This is a genomic window from Maribellus sediminis (assembly GCF_011799805.1).
Taxonomy (GTDB): Bacteria; Bacteroidota; Bacteroidia; order Bacteroidales; family Prolixibacteraceae; genus Draconibacterium; species Draconibacterium sediminis_A.
The window spans coordinates 97,005-123,099 of sequence record NZ_WXUB01000001.1; the positions used below are offsets into that span (position 1 = coordinate 97,005).

Genomic DNA, 26,095 nt, shown 5'->3' on the forward strand with positions numbered 1-26,095 from the left:
ATCTACGTAACAAACCAACTAACGGAATAAATGTTCTGTGGTTAGCTACATTTTTTTATTGTTTTTGCAATGTTCACAAATTTAACAGATTTTTTCAAGCGCGAATGGGAAAATCAGCTTTAAGGGGCATTATAATGATGTTTTAGAAACTGTTTTTCAACACTTACCTAACACATAAAACAGGTGCTAAGAATCAGTTTTGGCTATTTTTTCGATTTTGTGATTCGGGTGAGGCTGCTGACTTCAAAAAATGTAAAAATCAAATAGAGTGCCATCAGAACGATAACAAAAGCCACTGCATTTTCACGATCAATGGCAATGTAGACAACTGCTATGATGGAATACATCATCAGCTTAATAAAAGTGGTGAGCATGTTGCTTCGGGCAAATTTTCCGATATCCTTTTTAGCCACGTTCAGTTGGTACGCGTGAATTCCAATGGTGACGAGGTAAAAAAATGCGAGTAAAAACGGAAAAACAGGTAAATAATATTCCGGTAAGAACATTGCAAATACCAGCCAGCCGACAAGGACAATGGCAAGTGTGAGTAAAGTTAATTTGGCAATAAAACTCTTCATATTTGATAGCTTCGAGCTGTGATTTGAGCCACGAGCTTTTTTAAAATTATTTCTTTTTCAATAGACTTCGTGTTCCGTAAATTATGGCTGCGATCACGGAAAAAATGGCAAAGCCAAGCGTAAATCCTTTAAAGTCATTTTCCATCCACTGATCGATTTTATAGCCCAAAAAGGTAAATCCCCCAATGATGGCCATCATTTCGAAACCGAGGCTGGAGTAGCGAACAAAGTCGTTGTACTTATTTTTCTGATTATTTTTTTGCTTCCGGTTCATTAACGGGTTTTGAAGCTCCCATGCTACAGGTTCCGGTGAAAACGGCACCCGGCTCAACGGCCAGTTTACCGGCAATAATATCGCCTTCAATTCGTGCCGATGATTTCATATTCAGCAATTCGTTTGCTGTAACTTTTCCTTTAATAAAACCAGAAACTTCGATGTTGCTGGCTTGTACCTCTCCGTGAATTTTTCCGTTATTGCCCACAACAAGTTTCCCTTTTGTTGATAGGTTTCCAACCATTTCACCATCGATGCGGATATCGCCGTTTGAAATGATGTCGCCTTTTACTTTTGTTCCGTCGCTTAAAATGTTGATGAGCTGTGATGAATCTTCACCGTTAAACCGTGTTGTTTGTTTTGCCATGCCGTTGTAGTTAATACCAATTTTTTTGTTCCCCAATACTGTTCCTCAAAACGCGTTTGAATATACAATATTTTAGTACGCTCCCCAAAAAATTGCAGCTTTTGAACAGTATAAATTCCAAGACATTCACACAGTTGCAAATAACTTGTAATAAAAGTTGAAAATGGAGGTGAATTTTAGTGACCGGATTGTTTATTCAGCCGGATCGTAGGCCCACTTAATGTAGGTACTTCCCCAGGTAAATCCTGCACCAAATGCCGCAAGGATAATGTTGTCTCCTTTTTTGAGTTTCTTTTCGTAATCGTACAAACAAAGCGGAATGGTTGCAGCAGTGGTATTGCCGTAGTATTTGATGTTAACCATCACCTTATCTTTGCTCAGGTTCATGCGTTTAGCAGTAGCATCGATGATGCGTAAATTGGCCTGGTGGGGAACCAGCCACGAAACGTCTTCTGCCTTTAAATTATTTTTTTGCATGATCTCGGCCGCAACATCAGCCATACTTGATACAGCTGCTTTAAAAACCGCCTGGCCTTCCTGGTAAAGATAGTGCTCTTTGTTGGCAACGGTTTCTTCAGTGGCAGGTTTTAACGATCCACCGGCTTTAATGTGCAGATGGTAACGTCCGAGCCCGTCAACACGGTTAATGTAATCAACTACTCCCACATCTTCGGTTGTTGGTTCAACCATAACAGCAGCAGCTCCATCGCCAAACAATGGACAGGTTGTGCGGTCTTCGTAGTTAATAATCGACGACATTTTTTCGGCAGCAACAATCACTACCTTTTTGTACCTGCCCGACTCGATAAACTGCGTGGCGGTAGAAAGTGCAAAAATGAATCCCGAGCAGGCTGCATTCAGGTCGAAACTCCAGGCGTTGTGGATATCAGCTTTGTGGGCAATAATGTTTGCAGTGGCAGGCAAAACCATGTCGGGGGTAACAGTCGCACAAATCAGCATATCCACTTCTTCGGGCTTGGTGCCGGTCTTGCGAAGCAGGTCTTGAACTGCCCACGTTCCCATGTCGCTAGTTGCTTTTCCTTCTTCTTTTAAAATACGGCGTTCCTTAATTCCAATTCGTTGCATGATCCACTCATCCGAGGTATCAACCATGGTACTTATTTCTTCGTTTGTAAGTCGGTATTCGGGGAGATAGGCACCAACACCTGTAATTGCTGCTCTGATATTTGCCATTGCGCGCTAAAATCTACTTTATGTTTCTAAAAAAATGTTGTTCTGAAAACGGGATGAATTTAGAAGCAATAAAAAGGACCCACAAAATAATGAGGACATAAATGGGTTTATTTGAACATTATTTTAGCCGTGGCGACGAACAATTAATAACAATGTTCGAAAAGTCAGAAGATGTGGTCAGATTAAGTTAATGGTTGAGAAAACTCCGGGATTAAATAAACTTTTAACATAGTGAAAAAGTTTTTTGCCTTATCAGGCGGATTCTACTCTTTGGTTTAGCCCAAAGTGTAGACAGAAAAGCAGCCTTGAACTTTGTGCAAACTATTTGGTTCAAGCCAAATAGTATGGCCGCCAGCCGGCATTACATTTAACAAATTTTACTGTTGTTCAAATATTGTAATCAACCGGAATTTCAATGCAGTCTAAAGTGACAAGAATGATTGTTGAGGGCAAAAAAAAATTCCATCCCCGAATTTTCGAAGATGGAATTTTAGCCAACGGATGCCCGATGGCAGTTCGCTTAAAATGTCTTAAACGGCAATTTCTTTTTCAATTACCTGTTTTCCTCTGTAGTAGCCACATTCAGGACAAACTGTGTGGTATTTTACAGTGGTTCCGCAGTTTGAACAAGTTGCCAGAGTAGGAGCGACCGCTTTGTAGTGGGTACGTCTTTTATCCCTTCTCGATTTCGATGTTTTATGCTTTGGATGTGCCATTGTTATATGTTTTAATTATTATTTTTTAATTTTTTTAATGCCGCCCAACGTGGATCAATATCCTCTTCTTCTTTAGTTTCTTCTTCCTCGTCGAAGTGCGTGTATTCATTTAATTTCTCCAGCATTTCCGGATTGCAGCTGTTTTCTCCTCCGTCAGCTGACGGATTCGGATGGACATGCCTTATCGGAATGCTTAAAATAGTGTACTCATAAATTACCTGGGTCAGGTTGATGGCATGTTCTTCGGGCAAAACCCAAATTACATTGTCGCCTTCTTCAAACTCGGTTTCTTCGCCAAACTTTACAAATTGTTCGGTTTCCAGTTCCACAGTTTGTTGATAGTTGTCTAAGCAGTTGTCGCAGGTTAATTCAACCCAACCACTAAACTGAAGCTTCAGTTTTAAAAAAGAACTTCGTTTTTCCAGTTGTACATTAACAGTTACTGCACCAACTTCAACCAGACTTTCAGGAAAATGTTCAAAGAACTTATTATCCACTTCAAAAGTGTAATCGTGAAGGCCTTCCTTAAGACCTTTAAACTCAATACTATATTTTGTTGTCCAGCCCACGATTCCAAAAAAGTGGATGCAAAAGTATAAATTTTTTATTAACACCCGAAACAGGTGCTACTTTTTTTTAGTTTGAAACAGAATTAATTAGGAAAGTTTATTTGTTCAGAACAATTCTGAAGGTAGTTCCCTTCCCCATTTCCGACCATTTGATAAAGATTTTACCGTTGTGATAGATCTCGACAATACGCTTTGCAAGAGAAAGCCCAAGCCCCCATCCGCGCTTTTTTGTTGAAAAACCGGGTTGGAAGATGGTTTTTTGATTCGATTTAGGTACCCCGCAACCTGAATCGGTTATATCGATAAACACCTGATCGCTTTTTTCCTCAACATCAACGGTAATAGAACCGCTGTTTGCCATGGCATCGATGGCATTTTTGCAGACGTTTTCAATCACCCACGAAAACAGTGCGGCATTCAGCGGAGTTTCAACATAAGCTTCAGTGTCGTAATTACTGATAAACTTTACTTTATCCGACGAGCGGCTCTTCAGGTAACTAAGGGCCGAATTTAAAACTTCGATAAGGTTAATGCGCAGCAGTTCAGGTTTCGAACCTATTTTTGAGAATCGCTCGGTAATTCGTTCCAGTCGTGAAGTATCTCGTTCGAGTTCGGCCACCAGGCTCTCGTCCACGTCTTTTAGTTTCAAAAGTTCAATCCATGCCATGAGCGACGAAATAGGAGTTCCAAGCTGATGTGCTGTTTCTTTTGACATACCCACCCAAACCTGGTTTTGTTCGGCTTTGTTGGTTGCCAATACAGCAAAATAGGCAACTACAATAAATATTATAATGACTATTAGCTGGATAACAGGATAAATCCGAAGATTACGGAGAATGCTGGATTCGCGGTAATACAATAACAGGTAGTCCCCTTCATCTAATAAAATTTTAATTGGATCGGAATAGTCTTTCATTTTCTGAAGCTCTTTTTTTAGAACTTCATCACGCTTTCCGGCAGAGTAGTGGATATTAGCGTCTATGTTTAAGGAACCGTCAGCCCAAACAACAATTATTGGAATTGTAGTGTTGTCTTGAATAATTTTGCTTAGGAAATTGAAATATTCATCATTTTGATTTTCAACTTTATTTGAGGTTTGGCTATTTGCTGCAGTACCATCAGAATTTATGAGCTTTCCCTGTTCATCGCGCAAAATAATGTCTATGTTGTTAAAAAGTTCGTTTGCCTCTGCCCATATTTCCACCTTATTGCGCTCTTCCTGTGCCATTTTATTGGTTAGCCAGTTGGTATAGAGCAATGAAGCCACTCCGATCACTACTGCCACCATCAGCAGCAAAATCTTAGCCCGTTTTCGTTTCAGATAAATGTCCAAATGCTTGTGTTTTTAGTACAATGAAGCAAACGACAGAAAGATACAAATATTATACTGAAAATTTTGTTCAGTGAATAGCGTGAACAAATGGTGGAGTTGATCCACAAAAGTTGTTGACGTCAGATTAACTGACTGCTGTGTTTTTCCATAATCTGAACAGCTGCCTCCGTAATTCCATCGGCATCAATTCCGCACTCTTTGTAAAGGTCCTCAATGGTTCCGTGTTCAATAAAGCGATCAGGAACTCCCAGAACTCTAATCTTTCTGGAATAACCCCGGTCGATCATAAATTCAAGAACTGCGCTGCCAAAACCTCCTTTGATGGTTCCGTCTTCTACAGTAATTATATTCTCGAAATTCTCGAAAACCTCGAGGAGTAATTCTTCATCGAGTGGTTTTACAAAACGCAGGTCGTAGTGTGCGGCAGAAATACCTTTAGCTGCGAGTTTTTTTATCGAATCTATCGCAAAAATGCCTGTTTTTCCAATGGTCAGGATGGCGACATCGGTTCCGTCGGTCAGTTTTCTGCCTTTTCCGATCTCTATTTTTTCGAAAGGTTTTTTCCAATCGGGAATTATGCCACAACCTCGTGGATAACGAATGGAGAAAGGCATTGCATTCTCTTCAAGCTGTGCGGTATACATCAGGTTTCGCAGATCGATTTCGTCCATAGGTGCGGCAACTACCATGTTTGGTACGCAGCGCATGTAAGCAATATCGAATGTTCCGTGGTGCGTGGGGCCGTCTTCACCAACCAGTCCTCCACGATCCAGACAGAAAATAACATGCAGATTCTGAATGGCAACATCGTGTATCACCTGGTCGTAAGCCCTTTGCATAAAGGTTGAATAGATGTTGCAAAACGGCACCATTCCCTGTGTGGCCAGTCCGGCCGAAAAAGTTACTGCGTGTTGTTCGGCAATACCCACATCAAAAGCGCGATCCGGCATTTGCGCAATCATTTTATTCATCGAGCAACCGGTTGGCATTGCTGGAGTTATCCCGACAATCTTTTCATTCATCTCTGCCAGTTCAACCAATGTGTCGCCAAATACATTCTGGAATTTAGGTGCCTGGTTAATGGTGCAGTCACACGAAAATATTTCACCGGTTTCTTTATCGAAGATCCCCGGAGCATGGAATTTTGTCTGATGCTTTTCAGCCAGTTCAAATCCTTTTCCCTTTTGGGTGATCACATGAAGCAGTTTCGGGCCGGGAATATCTTTCAGGTCGTTAAGTAGCTTGGTGAGATAAACCACATCGTGGCCGTCAACCGGGCCAAAGTACCTGAAATTAAAAGCTTCGAATAAGGTATTTTCTTTAAAGATGATATTCTTCAGTGCGTGCTGATTTTTCTGAATAAACTTCCGGGTTTTCTTTCCGAGGCCATCCAGTTTGCCCAAGCCTTCCCAAACATCGTGTTTAAATCGGTTGTAAGTATTCGAAGTGGAAATGTTAAGCAGGTATTTATTCAGGCCGCCAACACTTGGGTCGATGGCCATGTTGTTGTCATTCAAAATAACCAGCATGTCGGCGTTTTCGCCTCCGGCATTATTAAGGGCTTCAAAAGCCATTCCACCGGTCATGGCGCCATCGCCAATTACGGCAACTATTTTACGATCGTCTTCATTTTTAATCTTGGCTGCAATGGCCATACCAAGTGCTGCCGAAATGGAAGTAGAGGAGTGTCCAACGCCAAAACTGTCGTATTCGCTTTCCTTTCGTTTTGGGAAACCACTTAAGCCTTTGTATTTGCGGTTGGTATTGAAATTGTCTCTTCTGCCGGTAAGAATTTTGTGACCGTACGCCTGGTGACCAACGTCCCAAACCAACTGATCGTAAGGCGTATTGTAAGCATAATGCAGAGCTACTGTCAGCTCAACAACTCCAAGACTGGCTCCGAAATGACCCGGATTTGACGATACAACGTCAATAATGTACTGCCGTAATTCGTCACAAACCTGTTCCAACTGGTTAATCGACAGCTTCTTTAAGTCTGCCGGGCTATTAATGTTTTCCAGTAAATTCCCCTGTTCCTGTTCCATCTACACAAAATAACTGCAAAGATAACATTTCCGTAACTACACTTCAAACGTTGGAGAAGCCTATTAGTTCGGTAAAAGTTGTAAATAAACTAATTTTGAACGAATTTAAAAATGAGTTATTGCCGCATTAACTTCTTCTTTCTTACAGTGAAATGATTTCGGCGATTAGAACCAGTCCCTCCAGTGTCAGCATTTTATCGGTGTGCTGAATGTTTTTTGTGAGCGGAGCTATTACCGCACTCAAACCACCGGTGGCAATTACATTTACTTTATGATTGAGTTCTTTTTCGGTGCGTTCGATCATTTGGTCAACCAGACCGGTGTAGCCATACATAATGCCACTTTGTATGGCATGAACGGTATTTGTTCCCAGTACCGAAGGCGGTGGCGTTAAATGTATTTCAGGAAGTTGGGCTGTTTTTCCGGCAAGGGCACTAACAGCTGTTTCGAGACCTGGAGCAATGGCCACTCCTGCAATCTCTGAATTGGCTCCAATGGTTGTAAAAGTAAGCGCCGTTCCAAAATCAATTACCATGGTCAATTCTCCAAATCGATGGTGTGCCGCTACTGAGTTTGCTACCAGATCGGTTCCGATTTCGTACGGATTTAAAACCTTCACGGGTAGTTTGTGATAGAGTTCCGGATTAAGCAAATTTATTTGCGCCGCCTCAAACAAACGAGCCAGCATTTCGCTAAAAGGACGTACCAACGAAGGAACAACACTGCTTACCAAAATATTTTTGACATCCGATCTGCAAATCTTTCCGGCTGAAAGTAGCGAACGAAAAATTACTTCATATTCATCAGCAGTTTTTAAATGATCAGTCTGAATCCGCCAATGATGCAGCCATTTACGGTCTTTGTATACGCCAAAAACAATATTGGTATTCCCGATGTCGATTACCAGTAACATAATGAATTTCTTAATGCTTTGTTTAGGACAAGATAATTTAATTCTTGTTGGGTGCCAAAATTAAACCCTTTATTGTGCCGTGCTTAATATTATGATTGTTTTCTTATAAAAAAGTATTATTTTTAGAGCAATTGCCAGCAATTCAACTCGACGATTATGCAACAAACTAAAAATCCGCGAATTTTTATTATTGAAGACAGTATTGTCTACAAGGATCTTATTGTTAATTATCTGAAAGCCAATAAATTTTCGGATATTAGTTTGTATAAAACCGGCGATGAATGCATGAAAAGTATGCACTTAAAACCGGATCTGATCATTCTCGACTATATTTCTACTGGTATGACGGGACTTGATCTGATGCTGAAAGTGCAAAAAGATCATCCTGAAGTCGACTTTATTTTTCTGAGTGGGCAGAACGATGTTGAAGTTGCTGTTCAGATTATGAAGCTGGGTGCGGCCGATTATATTGTAAAAAATGAAAAAGCACCCAAAAACCTGGTAAAATCGATCAACTCATTAATTACAACAACCAAGCGTGAAAAGCAAACTAAAGGATTCAGAATAGGAGTGGTTGGATTCTTTGTGTTACTTTTCCTTGTTATTATGGTGATTATTTTAATGTCGATTTTCCTTGAACTCGATTTTTAAGCATTAAAAAATATTAGTACTAAAACACCTGTCAATGTTGATGGGTGTTTTTTTTGAATGTATCCCGTTAAATCTGAATCGATGATAATCATCAATATATAATTCTCCATTTTTACTACCTTGCGCGCTTTACATAAATTTTTCGATCATGGGATTTGTAGCAACAATGAAGAAATACAACCGGAGTTTCTGGACTTCGAATACCATTGAATTGTTCGAACGTTGGGCCTGGTATGGTTTTTACCTCGCCTTTCCTATTTTTCTGGTGGGATCGACCGATACCGGTGCACTTGGTTTTTCCAACGGACAGAAAGGTGCTATTATGGGCACAGGTTCAGCATTGTTGTATTTCTTACCCGTGATAACCGGAGCCATAGCCGATAAGGTTGGGTACAAAAAAATCCTGCTGCTGGCCTTTGCGATTTACATCTCGGGCTTTTACATGATCAATATTTTTGATGGATACTCCCTGGTTTATATGGCTTTTATCTGGACCTGTGTGGGAGGTGCTTTCTTTAAACCTATAATTTCGGCGATGATTGCCAAAACCACAAATGAAGAAACTGCTTCCATCGGATTTGGCATTTTTTATATGATGATCAATATTGGTGGATTCATTGGTCCCTTTTTAGCAGGTGCATTGATGAAAGTGAGCTGGCAGAACGTTTTTTATATGTCGATAGCCGCTGTTGGAGTGAACGTGTTGCTAACCTTGTTTTTGTTCCGCGAGCCGGGTCGTGTGAAAGATGGATCGTCCTTGCTGCAGAATATTGGTCATGCATTTAAGAATATTTTTATTACGCTGCAAAACTGGAAATATGTATTGTTCCTGGTAATCATGATCCTGTTCTGGACCGCCTTTAATCAGTTGTATTATTCCTTCCCAATATTTGTTGATCAGTGGATTGACACCACCAAAGTTTATGATGGCTTGCATGCAGTTTGGCCCTGGCTGGCAGAAGCTATCGGAGATAACGGTACCATTAGTGCAGTATCGATGACCAGCATGGATTCATTCTTTATTATTGTTTTCCAGTTGATGGTGTCGGCTTTTGTGATGCGCTTCCGTCCGCTCGCTGCCATGATGGGTGGAATTTTAGTTTTAGCCGGAGGTTTAAATCTGATGTTCTCAACGCAAAGCGGCTGGTTAATTTTGCTCGGAATCCTTGTTTTTGCCTTGGGAGAAATGGGGAGTTCGCCTAAATTTACCGAGTACGTTGGAAATATTGCTCCGGCCGATCAGAAAGCGCTGTACATGGGAACTTCCTTTCTGCCCATTGCGGCCGGGCATAAACTGGCCGGATGGTTGTCGGGTGATTTTTATGAAGGAATTTCCGATAAATTCTTCCTGTTGCATAAAGAAGTTGCTGAAAGAGGACTTCAGTTTCCGACAGAGTACTCTGATTCCTTTACCAAAAACGATTTTTTTAGTCAGGCTGCCGAGAAAATGAACATGTCACAAACTGAATTGACCAACTACCTTTGGCAAACTTATCATCCTTCAAATATTTGGATGGTGTTTTCCGGGATTGCTGTTTCGGCTGTTGTTTTTCTGTGGTTGTACGATCGTTTTGTGATGGGAGGGAAGTAAAAAGTTCGCAGTGATCAGTCGCAGTTTTCAGTTTCTTATTGCTTGATAATGATCATTCTACATTGATTATTCTTTCATAACATAGCGCCAGGGTTTGCTAGCCCAGGGTTCGCCTGCGTAGGTAATGCCAATTCTTGGAGTAGTAATATACTCGGGTTTTATTCCTGTATCTTCAATCCATAATCTTTTTGAAGTTGAAAGATCTTCTCCGTAAAAAGATTTGTCTAACTGCAGCGCTTTGCCTACTCTGCCCGGCCCGGAAATGCCTTTCAACCCGCGGATTAAAACCGCAGAAGCATCGTTTTCTCTGCCGGTCACGATATTCAGCATCCAGTACATCCCGTAAATCAGGTAAACATACACCACTCCACCTTCGTGAAACATCACTTCTGTGCGGGCCGTTCTTCCTTTGCTGGCATGGCAGGCAATGTCTTCAGTTCCGCGATAGGCTTCTACTTCTGTTATGGTGAATTGTTGAATCGATCCATTTTCAAACTGGCGCACCAGTATTTTCCCCAATAATGCCGGAGCAACTTCAAGAACATCATGTTGAAAGAATTGAGGTGGCAGACGGTAACTCATAAAGAAAGTAGTGTTTACACGTTGTAAAATGCAAAATAAATAGGAATTGGGCTGTAAGGCACACTAATTTTATATTTTTAAAGTTTAAAAGAAAGAGTTTCTGACCAATTATGAAAACCATCCACTTTTCCGACTTATACGGCGAATACCTTACTATGAAACAGGAGGTCGACGAGGCAATCGCTGAAGTTATTCGTTCAACACATTTTGTGAAGAGCGGGAAAGTGTTGGAGTTTGAGTCGGAACTGGGAAAGTATTTAACTACCAATGTGATTGCCTGCGGAAACGGTACCGATGCCTTGCAGATCGCTTTTATGGCACTCGGGCTTCAGCCGGGTGACGAAGTAATTACAACTCCCTTTACCTTTGTTTCAACGGTGGAAACCGCTGCATTGATGGGCTTAAAACCCGTTTTTGCTGATGCCGATCCTGACAACTTTAATATTGATGTTTCGCAAGTTGAAAAACGGATAACTCCGAGAACAAAGGCGATTCTTCCGGTGCATTTGTTTGGACAGTGTGCCAACATGGAAGCTATTCTGGAACTTGCAAAAAAGCATGGATTATTTGTGATTGAAGATGCGTGCCAGGCGCTGGGAACTGATTATCATTTTTCTGACGGAAGAAAACAAAAAGCAGGAACCATTGGCGATATTGGATGTAATTCTTTCTTCCCCTCTAAAAATCTGGGAGCTTTTGGCGATGGAGGTGCCGTGTTTTCATCCAATGACGAACTGGCTTCGATAATTCGATCGATTGCCAACCACGGAATGAAAGCAAAATACGAATACGAACGAATCGGGGTGAACTCGAGGCTCGACAGTATTCAGGCAGCAATATTGGGTGTTAAACTGCTTTACCTCGATCAAAAAATTGAAAAGCTACAAAAGACGGCGGAATTTTATGACGCAAATCTTGAGGGAATTGGAGACCTGAAAGTTCCGGCACGGATGAGCTACAGTACGCATACTTTTCATCAGTACACGATTCAAACCGAGAAGCGTGATGAGTTACAGGAGTTCTTGAAAAGCAAAGGAATTCCGTCAATGGTTTATTATCCAAAGCCACTGCATTTACAGGAAGCGTATACGTTTCTTGGATACAAGAAGGGAGATTTCCCGGTAAGCGAAAGGCTTAGCCAGACTGTATTATCACTGCCCATGCATACTGAATTGGATGAGGAACAATTGGAGTATATTGTGAAAAGCATAAAGGAATTTTATTTGAAAGGATAAAACCACCCCCGTCCGTCAGCTGACGGACGACCCCTCCTTTAAAAGGAGGGGAAATTTGTGGTTCTATAAAATAATACTTGAATTTTTCTCCTCCTGGACAGGAGGAGTACTCCCGATGAAAATCGGGAGGGAGGTGGTTGAAGAACATAAACAGAATGGAAAAAGAATATTATAATCACGAAACAGCCATTATTGATGAAGGAGCCCAAATCGGTTCCGGAACAAAGATCTGGCATTTTTCACATGTTATGAGCACTGCTGAAATTGGTGAAAATTGCGTGCTCGGGCAAAATGTTTTTGTGGGCAGCAAAGTGAAGCTGGGCAACAACGTGAAAGTCCAAAATAATGTGTCGGTTTACGAGGGAGTGATTTGTGAAAATGATGTGTTTCTGGGGCCTTCGATGGTGTTTACCAATGTCATCAATCCGAGAAGTGCTGTTGAACGCAAAAACGAATTTAAACTAACACTGGTGAAATGCGGGGCAACCATTGGAGCTAATGCCACAATTGTTTGTGGTATCACTTTGGGTGAATATTGTTTTATCGGGGCAGGTGCAGTTGTTACCAAAGACGTTTTACCTTTTGCTTTGGTAACCGGCGTTCCTGCCAGACAAACAGGCTGGGTAAGCCGAGCAGGAAATGTGCTGGGCGATGATTTAATTTGCCCGGAAACCGGAGAAAAGTATAAATTAGCGGGCGAATTTCTTGAACTATCAGACGATGAATCATAAAGAGACGATATTTAAAAAGATAGAAAATAGTGAGCTGGTTGTAGGCATCATCGGATTAGGCTATGTAGGATTACCTCTTGCGGTTGGTTTTGCTGAGGCCGGTGTTCATGTATTGGGCTTTGATAAGAATCAGAAAAAGGTTGACAAGATCAACAGTGGAGAGAATTATATTAAGGATGTAAGGGATGCGGCATTGCGGGAAGTGGTAGAGAGTGTTACGTTTCATGCTACAATTGATTTCTCTCAAATGAATAAATGTGACGCTCTTTTAATTTGTGTCCCAACTCCTTTGGATCGGTTTAAGAAGCCCGATATGAGTTACATTCAATCGGCATGTGAAGAGATTGGAAAGTACATGAAGCCCGGCACATTTATTAGCCTGGAGAGTACCACCTACCCAACAACTACAGAAGATTTTATGCTTCCCATCATTGAGAAAGAATCGGGACTAAAACACGGCGATGATTTTTGGCTCGCATATTCTCCTGAAAGAGTCGATCCCGGGAATAAAGATTTCGTGACCAAGAATACGCCTAAAGTTTTGGGAGCCTTAACTGCAGATGGATTAGAAGTGGGACAGGCCATTTACCAGTTCGCGATTGACAATATTCACCCGGTGAGTTCGCCACGGGTTGCTGAAATGGTGAAGATCCTTGAAAATACCTACCGTTTAATAAACATCAGCTTAATTAACGAGCTGGCGTTGCTGTCGGGGAAAATGGATATTGATATCTGGGAAGTAATCGATGCAGCCAAAACCAAACCTTTCGGATTTCAGGCCTTTTATCCGGGACCGGGAGTTGGCGGACATTGTATTCCCTTAGATCCTTTTTACCTGGAACACATTGCTAAGAAGTTTCAGTTTGATCTCAGCATGATCCACACCGCAGGCCACATTAATATGCGCATGCCACATTACATGTACATAAAAATTGCCACTGCCTTAAACCGCCAGAAGAAAGCTGTGAACGGGAGTAAAATCTTGTTCTTAGGCGTGGCGTATAAACCAAATATCGATGATGAACGTGAGTCTCCGGCTCTTGAAATTATTGATACCGTAATACAAAAAGGCGGAGATGTACGATATCACGATCCTTATATTCCGGCGGTTAAAACCGAAAATGAGAATAGTCTGGAGTCGGTGGACTTAACTGTGGAAACTTTGAAGTCAGCAGATTGTGTGGTGATAACCACTAATCACTCTGTTTTCGAAGCCGACTTTATTCTGTCACATGCTCAACTTGTGGTTGACATGCGGAACGTGATCAAAGAAGCGTCGGAAAAGGTATATAAATTGTAAAGTTCAGTGTTCAAAGTAGAATACTTACGACTCAGTACTAATATCTCACTACTACAAAATGAAACGATTTGCATTAATAGGAGCTGCCGGATACATTGCCGAAAGACACATGCGCGCCATTAAAGAAACCGGCAATACTTTGGTTTGTGCTTCAGATCGTTTCGACGTAATGGGAAGAATGGATAGTTATTTCCCCGATGCTGATTTTTTTTTAGAACACGAAAACCTCGATCGTTTTATGGACGATCAGCGCATGGCAGGAACACCTATTGACTATGTTAGTATTTGTACTCCCAATTACATGCATCCATCGCACATCCGTTTTGCTCTGAGGAACGGTGCCAATGCCATTTGCGAAAAACCGATGGTGATTCATCCCGAGGAAATGCGGATCATCAAAGATATCGAAGCAGAAACCGGAAAAAGGGTATATACCATTTTGCAACTTCGCCATCATCCTGCGATTATTGAACTGAAAAAGAAAGTTGATGCTGCAGGGAAAGATAAATTTTATGACATTGATTTGAGTTACATTACTACCCGGGGAAAGTGGTACTTCAAAAGCTGGAAAGGTGATGTTCAGAAATCAGGAGGAATTGCCACTAACATTGGAATTCATTTGTTCGATATGCTGATCTGGTTGTTTGGCAGTGTGCGCGACAGTCAGGTAAATTTATACCAGCCCCATAAAGCCGCCGGTATTTTAAAACTCGAAAATGCAGAGGTAAACTGGCATTTAAGTCTCGATGAAAGCGATTTGCCGGATTTTGTTATAGAGGCCGGTAAAAGAACTTTCCGCTCGATAAAGGTCAACAATAAAGAGATCGACTTTACTGAGGGCTTCACCGAACTGCATACTGAATCTTACCGTCAGATTTTGGCCGGAAATGGTTTTGGAATTGATGATGCGCGTGAGAGCATTGAACTCACTGAGCAAATCAGAAAGGCCGGTATCTAACATATCAATACTATTTGATCTTCGCACCACTCCCCGTCCGGCAACTGACGGACGTACCCCTCCTGAGAGGCGGGGAAATTTCCGTGGTTCAGTTTTAATTGGAATTCAGAAATTGAATTGGAATGCGAACTTTCTCCTCCTTGACAGCCTGCCTGCCGGTAGGCAGGGAGGAGTGGATTCAGTTGAGATACGAAACTGAAGACGAGGTGGTGGTATTACTTCTTACTGTTTGCAAAATCAAGAATATCCTGTCGAATTACATCCGGGTATTCATACACCCAACTGTTTTCATAACGCAACACTGTAATCCCATGCTTCTTTAATTCCTTGTCGCGTTCAGCATCTCCGGCAATGCTGATTAAAGTTGCGTGTGGTTCGCCGTCCAGTTCAATAGCGAGCATGAGTTCGTAACAAAAAAAATCAACAACGTATTTTCCAATTGAATGTTGACGTCTGAATTTATAACCACCCACATGACTTTTCTGCAAAAGTTTCCAGAGTGTAGCTTCTGAAGCTGTTAAATGATTTCGAAGTTGTTTGCGCAGCGGTTTGTAGTATTTGCGGTTGTGGAGTTTCATTTTTAGAACAAAGTTAGGGATTTACAAAATTTCTCACCACCCCCCGTCCGTCAGCTGCCGGACGGACCCCTCCTGGGAGGAGGGGAAATTTTCGTGCTACGGTTTTATTTTGTAGTTCAGAAATTTATATTGGAATGCGAACGTTTCTCCTCCCTGCCTACCGGCAGGCAGGCTGGTCAGGAGGAGTACCCGAGTTTGCGAGGGGGAGGTGGTAGGTTTACACTGCTCCACAACATCTTGACTGTGAGCCTTGTTTTTCATAATTTGCAGTTAAGTTAAAACCAAAACATTCATCAGACCCATCTAACGGCTGTTTACACCGTTTAAATTTTAACAAACTCTGCTCACATACCACTGGGATGGTATGCACACTGGCTTTGAAATAACAGGCCGGCGATAAAGAGGCCGCCCTTGGTCTGGAAACTTCAGGCGGCCCAACAGTTATAGTTTTCACCATAAACTTTTTGCAATATGGCAAAAATGACCGAATCGGGAAAGCGCGATTTTGTGTCGCAGATGATCACCATTCTGCAACAGAATACCACGCTGCTTACCGATAGTGGTTTCGATCCAACGGCAAAAATAGCTCAGTTACAAACTGAGCTGAGTGCTGCCGACGAAGCCGAAGGTCGTCAAATCGATGCGAAAGCTGCTGCAAAAGCCGCCACTAAGGAGGCTTCGCAAACGCTTAAAACGGCGTACGACGACGGATCGGCCAGTGTTGAGATCATTGCCGGTTTTCTGGGCAAGGACCATCCATTGGTCCAGGAGCTCCGAAAACTGCGTAAAGTCAACAGCAAAACGGAAAAGGTTTCCGAATAAGCTACGACACGAACTTTTAAAGCGGCCATCCTGGTTTTCGGGATGGCTTCTTTGTGGTAGCCTGTTTTAGAAATCCTTGTCATTGACTCCCTAAATCCCCCAAAGGGGGACTATTTGAAATTTTTATTTTTGCCGGTGATTTCCGCGAATTCTGATTTTCTACTTTGTAGTTACAACGAAACAACTTCTTTTTAAAATGAATCGTTTTTTTGAAGCAATCCCCCGTATTTTTGCTTGGCGCCCCAAGGTATTTGCTTTGTGCCCCATGGGTACCGAAGCGCGAAAACAGGGGATGAATCCACGCCCCCAGGGTATTGTTAGGCAAAAACAGGGGATCGTTACCTGCCCCAAAGGGCTCGAATCCGGTACTTTGGGGATTGCTTTGCGCCCATGAGGGAACATATTATGCCCCTTAGGGCAAATACTAAAAAACAGGGGGACGGTGCCAATCCCCTGGGGGATGATTTTGTGCCCCTCGTTTGAATGCTTCTGAAAGCCGCATGGGAATGGGAATTCGTAGGGTTATGGGCAATCTTTTCGGTTGCAAAAATCTTTTTCGTGGTATTTGTATTCCTACATGTTCAAACATCTTTTATTCGGTATTAATCCCGTTTTGTTTCGGCAACAAACTTTATTTTGAACGAAGATGAATATTTTTGAATGTTAAAAAAAAAAAGGCAAAATTCAATATTTGATGGCTATATCTTGGTGTTTTCAGTGGTTGATTATTATAAGTTCCGATAAGGATATTTTGTGGGAAGTGGTTCTGGACTCTATGTGCGCTGTAATCGGTTAAATTAAGCTAAATTTGCACGAAGATAATCGCGAATAAACTCTAATTGAATGAAATTAATAAAGAAAGTTAGACTTAAACTGCATAATGGGAAGAAAAAAGTTGCCAGAATATCGGGAAATGTAGCAGTGAAAGTTAAATTTTGGGCCAATGTGCATTACTTGTTAATTGACTTGTCCCTTTATCGGGAAATGCACGGAATTAATTCTGGTATAATCGCTCATAGGAAAAGAACAATTGACGGTAATACCAGTTTCCTGAGAAGATGTATTCACAGAATAGAAAAGGGACTGTCTTCAAAAAATAGAAGAAAAAAATTTGCAGAGCAATACATATTGGATGCAGTGATAGCATTTAAAAAGGAATTTGAATCAAAAGGATTTAGTGAAACAATTAATTGGGCTTATAATACTTTTACTACATATTTCGAAGAAGTTGAACATACGCCGCAAATAGATAAGGCTCATAAATTGTTCGATGAGCAAATTGTTAAACTTGATACAAGATTGATAGATAAGAGAGAAATGATAAGGGCTGGTATGAGAAATGATATTACTGTTACTTATGAAGATTATCAGTCGTTGAACTTAAGAAGACGTTCAGTTCGTTCTTATAAAAACCAACCAGTAGAGAGAGACAAAATTGAGAAAGCGCTTTCGATTGCTCTACAGGCTCCCAGTGCATGCAACAGACAGCCATTTAGTTTTAAAATAGTTGAAAATAAAGAAAAACTGCTGGAAGTCGGATCATTGCCATTAGGGGCTGCAACTTTTTATGAAGATATCCCTTTAATGGTTTTTGCTATCGGCGACCTAAGTGCTTACGAATATATAAAAGACAGACATATAATTTATGTTGATACTGGATTAGTTGTTATGAACTTCATTTTAGCTCTTGAAACCTTAGGTTTATCTTCGTGTGTCATTAACTGGCCTGATGTTAAGGAAGCTGAGATGAAGTTGGCCCGGTCTTTTGATCTAGAGCCGCATGAAAAATGTGTGACGTGTATAGCAGTTGGCTATGCTGATGACGAATGTTATATTCCACTTTCCGAAAAGAAGAAAGTTAACAATGTTATTGAATATTATTAATTATGATTGTAAGAATTGAAGGTGTAGGTGGTGTGAATAAAGGTGCTGAATTGATGTTAATTGCAGCGATTGAAGAATTGGAGAGAAGATACAATGATCCAGTTATTGTTTTCTGCAACTTCAATCAGAAAAGCTACATTAGGAGAACGTTGGCTTACTTGATGAAAAAATATATATTAAAAAGGAATTCAAGATCGCCATTTGATGAGATAAGGAGTACAAACAGACTATTAGAGACTTTACCATTAATTTCCTACAATAAAAATATGAAGGTGGATCTGATTCTGGATGCCGGTGGTTTTCAGTTCAGTGATCAATTTGATAACAGCTCAAAAAGTTTTAGTAAACAAATTGAAAGATTGAGGTTGGCAAAAGAACAAGGTTCAAAAATAATTTTTTTACCTCAAGCCTTTGGTCCTTTCAATGATAGTTTAAGTGTCAGTAATATCAAAAGTATTAGTAAGTATGCAGATCTTTTTATTGCAAGAGAAAAGGTTTCTTGGGATTACTTAGTAAAAGTTCTTGGTAATGATTTGAAGGTTAAGGTTTTCACCGACTTTACAAATCTGGTTGAAGGAGAAGTCGAATCGGAATTGTTAGCAAAGGTGGAAAACAGAATATGTTTGATTCCTAATACAAAAATGATGACACATACCAATGGTAATAGAGGGAAAAAATATGTTGAGTTTTTTTTGGATTTGATGAATATGCTATATGAATTAAAAGAACCATTCTTTCTCCTTAATCATGAAGGCTTTGCTGATTTAAAACTCTGTAAAGAACTTAAGAGAAAAGCTAACATTCCAAATATTCAAATTGTAAATATTGAAGATGCAAAAGTAGTTAAAGGTATTATAGGTCGTTCTAAATTTGTCGTGTCATCAAGATATCATGGAGTAGCCAGTGCATTAAGTCAAGCTGTTCCTGTTTATGCAACAAGCTGGAGCCACAAATATAATTTGTTGTTTAACGATTATGATATTGACCAAGGAGTATTAAATTTTATGAATGGGAAGGAAAGCCTAAAAATTATCGAAACAGCGCTAAATAAAAAGGAGTTATTGGAATACCGACAACGTCTGCTGAAAGTGATACCAAATGTAAAAAGGCAGACTAACCTAATGTGGGATTCTGTTTTTAGCTTAATTTAAGTTTTGCATTTTTAGTATTCATGAATCAATAATTGCAGCATAAAAATCTTATTTTTTTATGATAAAAAAAATAATAAATGGGAACATTCAGAACAAATACCATTCAAGGAATTAAATGGTCATTTTTAAATAAAACCGCTACTCAAGGTCTTCTGTTTGTATTCTCTATCATTTTAGCCCGTCTGTTATCTCCCGATGATTTTGGGATGTTTGCAATGATCACTGTTTTTTCAAATTTTGGATTATTGTTCAACGATTTTGGATTTGGTCATGCACTTATCTACAAAAAAGAAACAACGAAGCAGGATTTCGATACCGTATTTATTTTAAATGTTTGGTTGGGAGTATTGTTATCTATCGTTTTTTATTTCTTAGCTCCTCTAATCTCAGATTTTTATGGAGAACCACGTTTAGAGAACCTGACTAAAGCTTTCTCAGTAGTCTTTGTTTTGCAGTCCGTAGGGCTAGTGAATATGGTTGAACTCAAGAAGAAAATTGACTTTAAACGAGTTGCAATTATTGAGAATATATCACTGTTGCTATCATCGATTTGTGCCATTATTCTTGCGTTTCTAAATTTTGGAGTTTGGAGCTTAATAGCACGTAACTTAATGAACATGATTCTGCGCACTATTTTGGTGTTTTTTGTATCATCCTACCGTCCTGGATTTAGTTTTACATTGACTGTAGTTAAAAAGCTATGGAAATATAGTGCAAGTGTTTCTGTAAATGGTTTTTTAACCTATTGGATGCGTAACCTCGATAATTTAATGATTGGTAAAATGATCGGGCAGCAATCTCTGGGTGTTTATAACATGGCTTATCAAATTATGCTCTTCCCCATTCGAAATATCAGCAATGTGATTAAAGATGTACTTTTCCCATCATTTTCTTCAATAAATAACGACATAAACAGAATAAGGGAAGTTTATTTAAAAGTGATTCAAACGATTGCTCTTGTTGCTTTTCCGTTGTTAGCTGGAGTATCCGTATTATCCGATTTATTTGTCTACTTGGTTTTGGGTGAAAAATGGGAATCTATGATACCAGTCTTAAGTTTGTTATCTTTGGTTGCTATTCCACAATCGGTATTTACAGTAAATGGTACCATTTATTTGAATACAGGAAGGCCTGATATTGCCTTAAAATTGAATATGATAGGTCTGCCGTTATATGCATTATCTTTTTACTTTGGGTTAAAATTAAATGGTATTATAGGTTTAGTACATGCCTATATTGTTACATATGCCTTTCTTGCCGTGCCAGCATATTATTTTAGTGCCAAAAACATAAAATTAAGGCTGTCTGAATTTCTTGGGAAATTACTACCTGTTATAATAGGGACTTTTGTTATGTATATTGGAGTGAAGATTGTTCGGCAAGTGATATTTAGGGATAGTATAGACTTGATATCATTTATAGTATTGATTTTCACAGGTGTTATTATATATTCTTTGGTTATACTGCTTTTTATTAGGAAGATAGATATATACAAATTATTAAAAGAGAATCAAATAAAATAGAGATCAATGGAACTTGTATCTGTAATCATCCCTACATATAACAGAGCTAATGTAATTGCTGAATCGATCAATTCAGTACTCAATCAAACTTACTCTAATCTTGAACTAATCATTGTTGACGATTATTCTACAGATAACACAGAAGAAATCATTAGAAATATGGGTGATAGAAGGTTAGTTTATTATAAGTTAGACAAAAACCGGGGAGCCTGTTTTGCCCGGAATTATGGTATTGAAAAAGCGCGGGGAGAATTAATTGCGTTTCAGGACAGCGATGATATTTGGCTTCCTACAAAATTGGAAAAACAAGTAAGTTGCATAAATGAACTGGATGGCTCGTATGGAATGGTTTACTGTAGTTTTACAAGGAATTACGGAAGTAAAAGCATTGTTCCTCGTCCGCAAGAGAAAAACACATCGGGTAACATACATAAAAAACTATTATATGGAAATTTTATAGGAACACCTACAATACTTTGCAAAAGAGATATTTTTAATAAAACTGGATCTTTTGATGATTCGCTTACTGCTTTGCAAGATTGGGATTTAGTTTTGAGAATCTCGAAGGAATATAAAATTATGCATTTAAAAGAAAGCCTGGTAAATGCGAGGATTACTTCGGATAGTATTACTAAAAACTTTAATAAAGGAATATTAGCGAGAGAATATTTTTTTAGTAAACACAAAGAAGATATGGATAAGATGACCTTACGGAAATGGCATTTCGGAATGGGGACCTTCTTAAAAAGAGCCAATCGATTAAAAGAAGCCCGCGAATCTTATTTTAAAGCCATAAATTTTCAATCGAAATGGGGGATTAAGGCTATAATGCAATACTTTCCCCTTGCACTGTCAATCAAGGTTTAAACAAAGATTTTGGATTTCGAAATAACAGTAAAATATACTCTTCTAACAGCCTAACCTGAAGCAAAAGTAAATTATAAAAGCTTGACAGATTTTGTTCATTGAAGAAACATGAAACAAGTAAGGCCTTCCTTTTATTTAACTGAAACTACCACGAATAAAATTTTGGATACAATTTGCTAAAAATGCTACGAAAAATCAAAAATGATTATAACGTATTCATTTTAGGATGAAGACCAGGATTAAAGAACCTATCTAATTAGGGGCTGTATTTAGTTTTTAAAAATAGTTATTTTCGCACGTTTGATTAATTTTAGAAGAGAAGAGATTTCGGCCAGAATAATATTAGATATGAATAGCGATATTAAACCTACTGTTTCTTTCGTGATTGTTTGTATGAATAATCTCAAAAACCTGTATCCTTGTTTGGATAGTATAAAAACACATACTACTGTTAATTATGAGACATTGGTTGTAGCTTATCTTTTTTCACAAATTAATCTGCAAAAATTGAAAGAAGATTATCCCTGGATCACTATAATTGAAAGTAATGAAATAAGAGGATTTTCTGAAAACAATAACTTAGCCCTACGACAAGCAAAAGGAGAATTTTGTTTTGTTTTAAATGATGATACGCTCTTTGAAATGCCCGTAGCAGACAAATTAGTCGATTCATTTGAATTTCAAAAAGAAGCCAGTATATTCTCGCCAACGATATTAAACGAAGACAATTCCATTCAACATTGCGGTAGACCGCCAATTAAAACATTTGATTTTGTTAAACATATTTTTAACCTGAAGAAATACGAAAATATCATCAGCAAATACAATAATCAAACTGGAATTTTTCAAACGTATAATATTTCAGGATCTGCGTTTCTTATTAAAACAGAGGTACTAAGAAAATTGAATTATTTTGATGAACGGTATTTTTTCTGTCCTGAAGATATCGCATTATCAACTAAGGCAAACCTTCAGGGGTATAAATGTTATGTAAACGAAGAAGTTAAGCTAAAACATTTACACGGTAAAACGTCAAAAAAGATTGAAGCAGCCACATTGCCTGCTTCACGGAAAGGAACGGTTATTTTTTATTCTGCTGATTATGGGGTGAATAAAAAACTGTTAGAAATCATTATATTTTTGGAGTCCTTAATAAAAATACCTGTTTATATTATCTTTTGGAATAAAATCAAATTAACTGCCTACCGACATGTAATGTTTAGCATATTTTCCAGCTCAACTCCCAAAGAGATTTTTATCAGATATTATAAAAAAATTGTGTGAATTTAGAGCAGCTTCATTAATCCTTCTTTCAAACTAATCTGCGGTATCCAGTTCAATTTCTTATTCATTTTACTTATATTAGCAACAGTGTCTAATACTTCATTTTTTCGCTGTTTTCCGGTAAATTCAAATTTATTCCCAACAATTTCTTGCACTATATCAATAACTTCTGCTACCGAATAGCTAATTCCTGTACCAAGATTAAACACATCAAAGCCATCAAAACCTTGGTCGATCATTTTAACTACAGCATCAACAACATCTGATACGTTAATGTAATCTCTCCTGGGACGCGGATCATCAAGAATTATTTTGGATTCGTTTTTGGTTTGTTGTATTATTTTTGATATCAAAAAATTTGAACTCTGGCCTTCACCGTAAATATTAAACGGACGAAATACGACTACCGGAACATTAAAATAGTTAGCATATGAATAACATAAGTCTTCGCCTTTTATTTTAGTGTCGGCATAGGGATTAAATGCTTTTAACGGATGTTTTTCATCAATGGGTAAATATTCAGGCTGACCATAAACATAAGAGCTAAAGAATATCATTTTAGCAGCCTTCTGTTTACACAATTCAAGAGCATGAAGGGTTCCAGTAATATTGGTATTGTAAAAATCGAAGGATTGTTGATAGGAATCCGGAACAAATAGTTTACCGGCAAGATGAATGAGATAATCAAATGAATCAATCTGCTTTAATAATTGCCAGTTTAACAAATCAATTCCGTTGGTTATATCAATTTCGATAATTTCAATATTCTTTTGCAGGAGCCTGTTTTTTAAATGGGTTCCTATAAAACCGGAACTACCTGTTATGGCGATCTTCATTAATTATCATTTTTTAAGAAACGTTCATATAAATTCCATTCCCCTATATCCATCCACGATTTTTCACTAACCGGGAAGATACCGATCTTTCCATTTCTTTTCATGACCAGACTCATTAAGTCGGTAATATGAAATATTCCATCATCGGGAATTACATCCAGTAGGTGTGGTTCAACAATATACATTCCGGCATTCACATGGAAGGTAAACTCCGGTTTTTCGGTTATATTATTTACCGAACCATCTTTGTCGAGGACAAAAGATCCATAAGGAAGCCGAAAACTTTTCACTGCTGTTACCGCTGTTATTTCGTTTTTGTTTTTCTTGTGATAATCTAATATTTGGGAGTAATCCTGATCAATTAAAATGTCGCAATTCGACACGAAAAAAGTGGATTTAATCTGATCTTTTATCAAAGAAAGGCTGCCTGCTGTTCCCCTTGGTGTATCTTCTTTATAAAATTGAATTTTATAATTTTTATCCGGCAAATTATTAAAATATGATTCGATCATATGAGACAGGTAATTTACCGACAAATAGAAATTTGATAAACCCGACTTGCAAAAATTATCAATAATCTTTTCAATAATTGTTTTTTCACCAATTGGAATGAGTGGCTTGGGTATAATATTCGTTAACGGTTTTAACCTGCTCCCTTTACCTCCTGCCATAATAACCACCGGAATAGCTAAATTCTGTTTTGGTTTGGATGAAACATCAAATTCTTCAGAAAATATTTCTTCCCAAAAATAGATATCAATTAATTCATTTGCCTCATTTACAACCGGCATAAACTGGGCTCTGATCTCTAACATTTTTTGTTTAATTTCTTCTTTGTTGTCAGAAACAGAGCAGACAATATCTTCACGGTTTAATGATTCTATTGCCTCATCCTGGAGAACTTTTCCTTGTATAATCGCCCTTTGCAGATCACCAATGCTAAGCAGGGATTTATATTTACTGTTTTCAAATACAATTAATAGTTTTACTCGCTCTTCATCCATCTTTTTTAAAGCTGAAAGAAGCGATTCTTTACTATCAATTATTAAATGTTCATATTCTTTTTCAGAATGCATAGCTAAACATTATATATATCTGTTTTATACTTATTCAAATTTTCATGTAAAGAAAACCATTCAATTGTCTTTTTCAGACCTCCTTCCAGACTATGCGTTGGCTGAAATCCTGTTAATTCCTTTAACAAAGTATTGTCACCCCAAAGCCGGAAAACTTCCGATTTCCCGGGCCTAATTCTTGATTTATCGGTTACGAAAGTGACGGATGAACCCATAATTTCTTTAATCATGTTTAAAGTATCACCCATCGAAATTTCAAAATTCGATGATAAATTTACTTCCTTACCAACAGCCTGTTCACTTTCGGATAATGCAATCAATCCATTACAAGTATCAGTTACAAAATTCAGATCCCTGGTTGGGGTTAAATCTCCAAGCATTATTTCCTTCTTCCCTGAAGCAATTTGGGTAATAATTGTAGGTATGATGGCACGTGCTGACTGCCTGGGGCCGTATGTATTAAACGGCCTTGCTATAACAACCGGCAAATTAAATGCATTATAAAAACTCATTGCCATGGCATCTGCTCCAATCTTTGAGGCAGAATAGGGCGATTGAGGCTGTTTGGGATGTTTTTCATCTATCGGAACATATTGTGCAGTTCCGTATACTTCAGATGTTGACATTTGCACAACTTTAATGTTGCCCAAATCTCTGGCTGCCTGACAAATATTTAATGCCCCTTTTACGTTAGTATCGACATATGAATCAGGAGCAACGTATGAATAAGGAATCGCAATAAGGGCAGCTAAGTTAAAAATTACGTCAACACCTTTCACGATGTTTCTGCATAAGTTCGAATCCCGAACATCTCCTGATACAATTTCCAGGTTGTCATTTTTAGGAATATATTCAAGCCAGCCCCAATCATTAAATGAATTATATAATGCTAACGCTCTTACTCGATAATTTCTGCTTAATAATTCCTCTACCAAATGAGACCCGATGAATCCATCTGCGCCAGTTACCAGAACTAATTTTTGGCTATTATTATTCATGCCTTTTTATTTTGTCATTATGTAAAAAAAAGATTGAAC

At 38.8% G+C, this 26,095-nt stretch carries 26 protein-coding genes; 12 read left to right on the top strand and 14 right to left on the bottom strand.

Translation table 11 applies throughout. The features are described 5' to 3' along the window. Window positions 1-203: 203 nt before the first annotated feature. The 9 genes from HFD85_RS00345 to HFD85_RS00385 form a co-directional block, all read right to left on the bottom strand. Window positions 204-578 (bottom strand): hypothetical protein, encoded by a 375-nt coding sequence (locus HFD85_RS00345; RefSeq protein ID WP_167604619.1) that lies wholly within the window; start codon window positions 576-578, stop codon window positions 204-206. Window positions 579-624: 46 nt separating this feature from the next. Next, window positions 625-852 carry an AtpZ/AtpI family protein gene (locus tag HFD85_RS00350; RefSeq protein ID WP_167604620.1) on the bottom strand — a complete coding sequence of 76 codons (228 nt, stop codon included), beginning with the start codon at window positions 850-852 and terminating at the stop codon, window positions 625-627. After that, window positions 830-1,219, bottom strand: coding sequence for a bactofilin family protein (locus tag HFD85_RS00355; RefSeq protein WP_167604621.1), 390 nt, complete (start codon window positions 1,217-1,219; stop codon window positions 830-832). The genes HFD85_RS00350 and HFD85_RS00355 overlap by 23 nt, the downstream gene beginning before the upstream one ends. 192 nt (window positions 1,220-1,411) lie before the next feature. Beyond that, the gene (locus HFD85_RS00360) at window positions 1,412-2,413 is read right to left on the bottom strand and encodes a beta-ketoacyl-ACP synthase III (RefSeq protein ID WP_167604622.1); all 1,002 of its coding nucleotides are present in this window, start codon (window positions 2,411-2,413) and stop codon (window positions 1,412-1,414) included. Between the two features lie 530 nt (window positions 2,414-2,943). Further along, complete coding sequence (gene rpmF / locus HFD85_RS00365) at window positions 2,944-3,129, bottom strand: 50S ribosomal protein L32 (protein ID WP_167604623.1); 186 nt, start codon at window positions 3,127-3,129, stop codon at window positions 2,944-2,946. An 11-nt stretch (window positions 3,130-3,140) separates the two neighbouring features. Next, window positions 3,141-3,698, bottom strand: coding sequence for a YceD family protein (locus HFD85_RS00370; protein ID WP_167604624.1), 558 nt, complete (start codon window positions 3,696-3,698; stop codon window positions 3,141-3,143). Window positions 3,699-3,795: 97 nt separating this feature from the next. Further along, entirely contained in the window at window positions 3,796-5,031 is a 1,236-nt protein-coding gene (locus HFD85_RS00375; RefSeq protein ID WP_206081820.1) for a sensor histidine kinase, read from the bottom strand. A 119-nt stretch (window positions 5,032-5,150) separates the two neighbouring features. Next, entirely contained in the window at window positions 5,151-7,076 is a 1,926-nt protein-coding gene (gene dxs, locus HFD85_RS00380; protein WP_167604625.1) for a 1-deoxy-D-xylulose-5-phosphate synthase, read from the bottom strand. A 142-nt stretch (window positions 7,077-7,218) separates the two neighbouring features. Next, the gene (locus tag HFD85_RS00385; RefSeq protein WP_167604626.1) at window positions 7,219-7,989 is read right to left on the bottom strand and encodes a type III pantothenate kinase; all 771 of its coding nucleotides are present in this window, start codon (window positions 7,987-7,989) and stop codon (window positions 7,219-7,221) included. A 156-nt stretch (window positions 7,990-8,145) separates the two neighbouring features. On the opposite strand from HFD85_RS00385, the gene HFD85_RS00390 reads away from it, so the two are divergent. Both HFD85_RS00390 and HFD85_RS00395 read left to right on the top strand, forming a co-directional pair. After that, window positions 8,146-8,640 carry a response regulator gene (locus HFD85_RS00390; RefSeq protein ID WP_167604627.1) on the top strand — a complete coding sequence of 165 codons (495 nt, stop codon included), beginning with the start codon at window positions 8,146-8,148 and terminating at the stop codon, window positions 8,638-8,640. Between the two features lie 148 nt (window positions 8,641-8,788). Then, the gene (locus tag HFD85_RS00395) at window positions 8,789-10,231 is read left to right on the top strand and encodes an MFS transporter (RefSeq protein ID WP_167604628.1); all 1,443 of its coding nucleotides are present in this window, start codon (window positions 8,789-8,791) and stop codon (window positions 10,229-10,231) included. Window positions 10,232-10,297: 66 nt separating this feature from the next. Here the strand turns inward: HFD85_RS00395 and HFD85_RS00400 are convergent, their stop codons facing one another. Continuing rightward, window positions 10,298-10,813, bottom strand: a complete 516-nt coding sequence (locus HFD85_RS00400) for a DNA-3-methyladenine glycosylase (RefSeq protein ID WP_167604629.1) — start codon at window positions 10,811-10,813, stop codon at window positions 10,298-10,300. Window positions 10,814-10,923: 110 nt separating this feature from the next. Between HFD85_RS00400 and HFD85_RS00405 the strand changes: the two genes are divergently transcribed. The 4 genes from HFD85_RS00405 (at window position 10,924) to HFD85_RS00420 (ending at window position 15,037) form a co-directional block, all read left to right on the top strand. Then, on the top strand, window positions 10,924-12,048 hold the full coding sequence (locus tag HFD85_RS00405; RefSeq protein ID WP_167604630.1) for a DegT/DnrJ/EryC1/StrS family aminotransferase: 1,125 nt from the start codon (window positions 10,924-10,926) through the stop codon (window positions 12,046-12,048). Between the two features lie 155 nt (window positions 12,049-12,203). Next, the gene (locus HFD85_RS00410) at window positions 12,204-12,779 is read left to right on the top strand and encodes an acyltransferase (RefSeq protein ID WP_167604631.1); all 576 of its coding nucleotides are present in this window, start codon (window positions 12,204-12,206) and stop codon (window positions 12,777-12,779) included. After that, a complete protein-coding gene (locus HFD85_RS00415) occupies window positions 12,769-14,079 on the top strand; it encodes a nucleotide sugar dehydrogenase (RefSeq protein ID WP_167604632.1) in 1,311 nt (436 codons plus the stop codon). Before HFD85_RS00410 ends, HFD85_RS00415 begins: the two co-directional genes overlap by 11 nt. Before the next feature lie 58 nt (window positions 14,080-14,137). Further along, on the top strand, window positions 14,138-15,037 hold the full coding sequence (locus HFD85_RS00420) for a Gfo/Idh/MocA family protein (RefSeq protein ID WP_167604633.1): 900 nt from the start codon (window positions 14,138-14,140) through the stop codon (window positions 15,035-15,037). A gap of 215 nt (window positions 15,038-15,252) precedes the next feature. Here the strand turns inward: HFD85_RS00420 and HFD85_RS00425 are convergent, their stop codons facing one another. Further along, window positions 15,253-15,615: an endonuclease domain-containing protein gene (locus HFD85_RS00425; protein WP_167604634.1), complete on the bottom strand. Its 363-nt coding sequence runs from the start codon at window positions 15,613-15,615 to the stop codon at window positions 15,253-15,255. Window positions 15,616-16,086: 471 nt separating this feature from the next. On the opposite strand from HFD85_RS00425, the gene HFD85_RS00430 reads away from it, so the two are divergent. From HFD85_RS00430 to HFD85_RS00455, 6 genes are all read left to right on the top strand, one after another. Further along, window positions 16,087-16,437 (top strand): hypothetical protein, encoded by a 351-nt coding sequence (locus tag HFD85_RS00430; RefSeq protein ID WP_167604635.1) that lies wholly within the window; start codon window positions 16,087-16,089, stop codon window positions 16,435-16,437. Between the two features lie 843 nt (window positions 16,438-17,280). Continuing rightward, window positions 17,281-18,321, top strand: a complete 1,041-nt coding sequence (locus tag HFD85_RS00435) for a nitroreductase family protein (RefSeq protein WP_167604636.1) — start codon at window positions 17,281-17,283, stop codon at window positions 18,319-18,321. A gap of 2 nt (window positions 18,322-18,323) precedes the next feature. After that, complete coding sequence (locus HFD85_RS00440; RefSeq protein ID WP_167604637.1) at window positions 18,324-19,472, top strand: polysaccharide pyruvyl transferase family protein; 1,149 nt, start codon at window positions 18,324-18,326, stop codon at window positions 19,470-19,472. 77 nt (window positions 19,473-19,549) lie between these two features. Next, window positions 19,550-20,995, top strand: coding sequence for an MOP flippase family protein (locus HFD85_RS00445; protein ID WP_167604638.1), 1,446 nt, complete (start codon window positions 19,550-19,552; stop codon window positions 20,993-20,995). A gap of 6 nt (window positions 20,996-21,001) precedes the next feature. Continuing rightward, window positions 21,002-21,862 (top strand): glycosyltransferase family 2 protein, encoded by an 861-nt coding sequence (locus HFD85_RS00450; protein WP_167604639.1) that lies wholly within the window; start codon window positions 21,002-21,004, stop codon window positions 21,860-21,862. A gap of 348 nt (window positions 21,863-22,210) precedes the next feature. Continuing rightward, window positions 22,211-23,146 (top strand): glycosyltransferase, encoded by a 936-nt coding sequence (locus tag HFD85_RS00455; RefSeq protein WP_167604640.1) that lies wholly within the window; start codon window positions 22,211-22,213, stop codon window positions 23,144-23,146. A gap of 2 nt (window positions 23,147-23,148) precedes the next feature. On the opposite strand, the gene HFD85_RS00460 is transcribed toward HFD85_RS00455, so the two are convergent. Genes HFD85_RS00460 through HFD85_RS00470 form a run of 3 tightly spaced genes read right to left on the bottom strand, consistent with a single transcriptional unit; the run spans window position 23,149 to window position 26,056 of the window. Continuing rightward, window positions 23,149-23,982, bottom strand: coding sequence for an NAD-dependent epimerase/dehydratase family protein (locus tag HFD85_RS00460; protein ID WP_167604641.1), 834 nt, complete (start codon window positions 23,980-23,982; stop codon window positions 23,149-23,151). Next, a complete protein-coding gene (locus HFD85_RS00465; protein ID WP_240924988.1) occupies window positions 23,982-25,058 on the bottom strand; it encodes a nucleotidyltransferase family protein in 1,077 nt (358 codons plus the stop codon). Before HFD85_RS00465 ends, HFD85_RS00460 begins: the two co-directional genes overlap by 1 nt. 2 nt (window positions 25,059-25,060) lie before the next feature. Then, the gene (locus tag HFD85_RS00470) at window positions 25,061-26,056 is read right to left on the bottom strand and encodes an NAD-dependent 4,6-dehydratase LegB (RefSeq protein ID WP_167604642.1); all 996 of its coding nucleotides are present in this window, start codon (window positions 26,054-26,056) and stop codon (window positions 25,061-25,063) included. Window positions 26,057-26,095: the final 39 nt, after the last annotated feature.

What these genes read in the sequence shown, in the direction of transcription:
- HFD85_RS00410 (WP_167604631.1), top strand. Translation starts at nt 12,204, where the DNA reads ATGGAAAAAGAATATTATAATCACGAAACAGCCATTATTGATGAAGGA.
- HFD85_RS00450 (WP_167604639.1), top strand. Translation starts at nt 21,002, where the DNA reads ATGGAACTTGTATCTGTAATCATCCCTACATATAACAGAGCTAATGTA.
- HFD85_RS00415 (WP_167604632.1), top strand. Translation starts at nt 12,769, where the DNA reads ATGAATCATAAAGAGACGATATTTAAAAAGATAGAAAATAGTGAGCTG.
- HFD85_RS00395 (WP_167604628.1), top strand. Translation starts at nt 8,789, where the DNA reads ATGGGATTTGTAGCAACAATGAAGAAATACAACCGGAGTTTCTGGACT.
- HFD85_RS00455 (WP_167604640.1), top strand. Translation starts at nt 22,211, where the DNA reads ATGAATAGCGATATTAAACCTACTGTTTCTTTCGTGATTGTTTGTATG.
- HFD85_RS00400 (WP_167604629.1), bottom strand. Translation starts at nt 10,813, where the DNA reads ATGAGTTACCGTCTGCCACCTCAATTCTTTCAACATGATGTTCTTGAA.
- HFD85_RS00385 (WP_167604626.1), bottom strand. Translation starts at nt 7,989, where the DNA reads ATGTTACTGGTAATCGACATCGGGAATACCAATATTGTTTTTGGCGTA.
- HFD85_RS00430 (WP_167604635.1), top strand. Translation starts at nt 16,087, where the DNA reads ATGGCAAAAATGACCGAATCGGGAAAGCGCGATTTTGTGTCGCAGATG.
- rpmF (WP_167604623.1), bottom strand. Translation starts at nt 3,129, where the DNA reads ATGGCACATCCAAAGCATAAAACATCGAAATCGAGAAGGGATAAAAGA.
- HFD85_RS00435 (WP_167604636.1), top strand. Translation starts at nt 17,281, where the DNA reads ATGAAATTAATAAAGAAAGTTAGACTTAAACTGCATAATGGGAAGAAA.
- HFD85_RS00445 (WP_167604638.1), top strand. Translation starts at nt 19,550, where the DNA reads ATGGGAACATTCAGAACAAATACCATTCAAGGAATTAAATGGTCATTT.
- HFD85_RS00345 (WP_167604619.1), bottom strand. Translation starts at nt 578, where the DNA reads ATGAAGAGTTTTATTGCCAAATTAACTTTACTCACACTTGCCATTGTC.
- HFD85_RS00465 (WP_240924988.1), bottom strand. Translation starts at nt 25,058, where the DNA reads ATGCATTCTGAAAAAGAATATGAACATTTAATAATTGATAGTAAAGAA.
- HFD85_RS00425 (WP_167604634.1), bottom strand. Translation starts at nt 15,615, where the DNA reads ATGAAACTCCACAACCGCAAATACTACAAACCGCTGCGCAAACAACTT.
- HFD85_RS00460 (WP_167604641.1), bottom strand. Translation starts at nt 23,982, where the DNA reads ATGAAGATCGCCATAACAGGTAGTTCCGGTTTTATAGGAACCCATTTA.
- HFD85_RS00440 (WP_167604637.1), top strand. Translation starts at nt 18,324, where the DNA reads ATGATTGTAAGAATTGAAGGTGTAGGTGGTGTGAATAAAGGTGCTGAA.
- HFD85_RS00420 (WP_167604633.1), top strand. Translation starts at nt 14,138, where the DNA reads ATGAAACGATTTGCATTAATAGGAGCTGCCGGATACATTGCCGAAAGA.
- HFD85_RS00405 (WP_167604630.1), top strand. Translation starts at nt 10,924, where the DNA reads ATGAAAACCATCCACTTTTCCGACTTATACGGCGAATACCTTACTATG.
- HFD85_RS00355 (WP_167604621.1), bottom strand. Translation starts at nt 1,219, where the DNA reads ATGGCAAAACAAACAACACGGTTTAACGGTGAAGATTCATCACAGCTC.
- HFD85_RS00360 (WP_167604622.1), bottom strand. Translation starts at nt 2,413, where the DNA reads ATGGCAAATATCAGAGCAGCAATTACAGGTGTTGGTGCCTATCTCCCC.
- HFD85_RS00350 (WP_167604620.1), bottom strand. Translation starts at nt 852, where the DNA reads ATGAACCGGAAGCAAAAAAATAATCAGAAAAATAAGTACAACGACTTT.
- HFD85_RS00470 (WP_167604642.1), bottom strand. Translation starts at nt 26,056, where the DNA reads ATGAATAATAATAGCCAAAAATTAGTTCTGGTAACTGGCGCAGATGGA.
- HFD85_RS00390 (WP_167604627.1), top strand. Translation starts at nt 8,146, where the DNA reads ATGCAACAAACTAAAAATCCGCGAATTTTTATTATTGAAGACAGTATT.
- dxs (WP_167604625.1), bottom strand. Translation starts at nt 7,076, where the DNA reads ATGGAACAGGAACAGGGGAATTTACTGGAAAACATTAATAGCCCGGCA.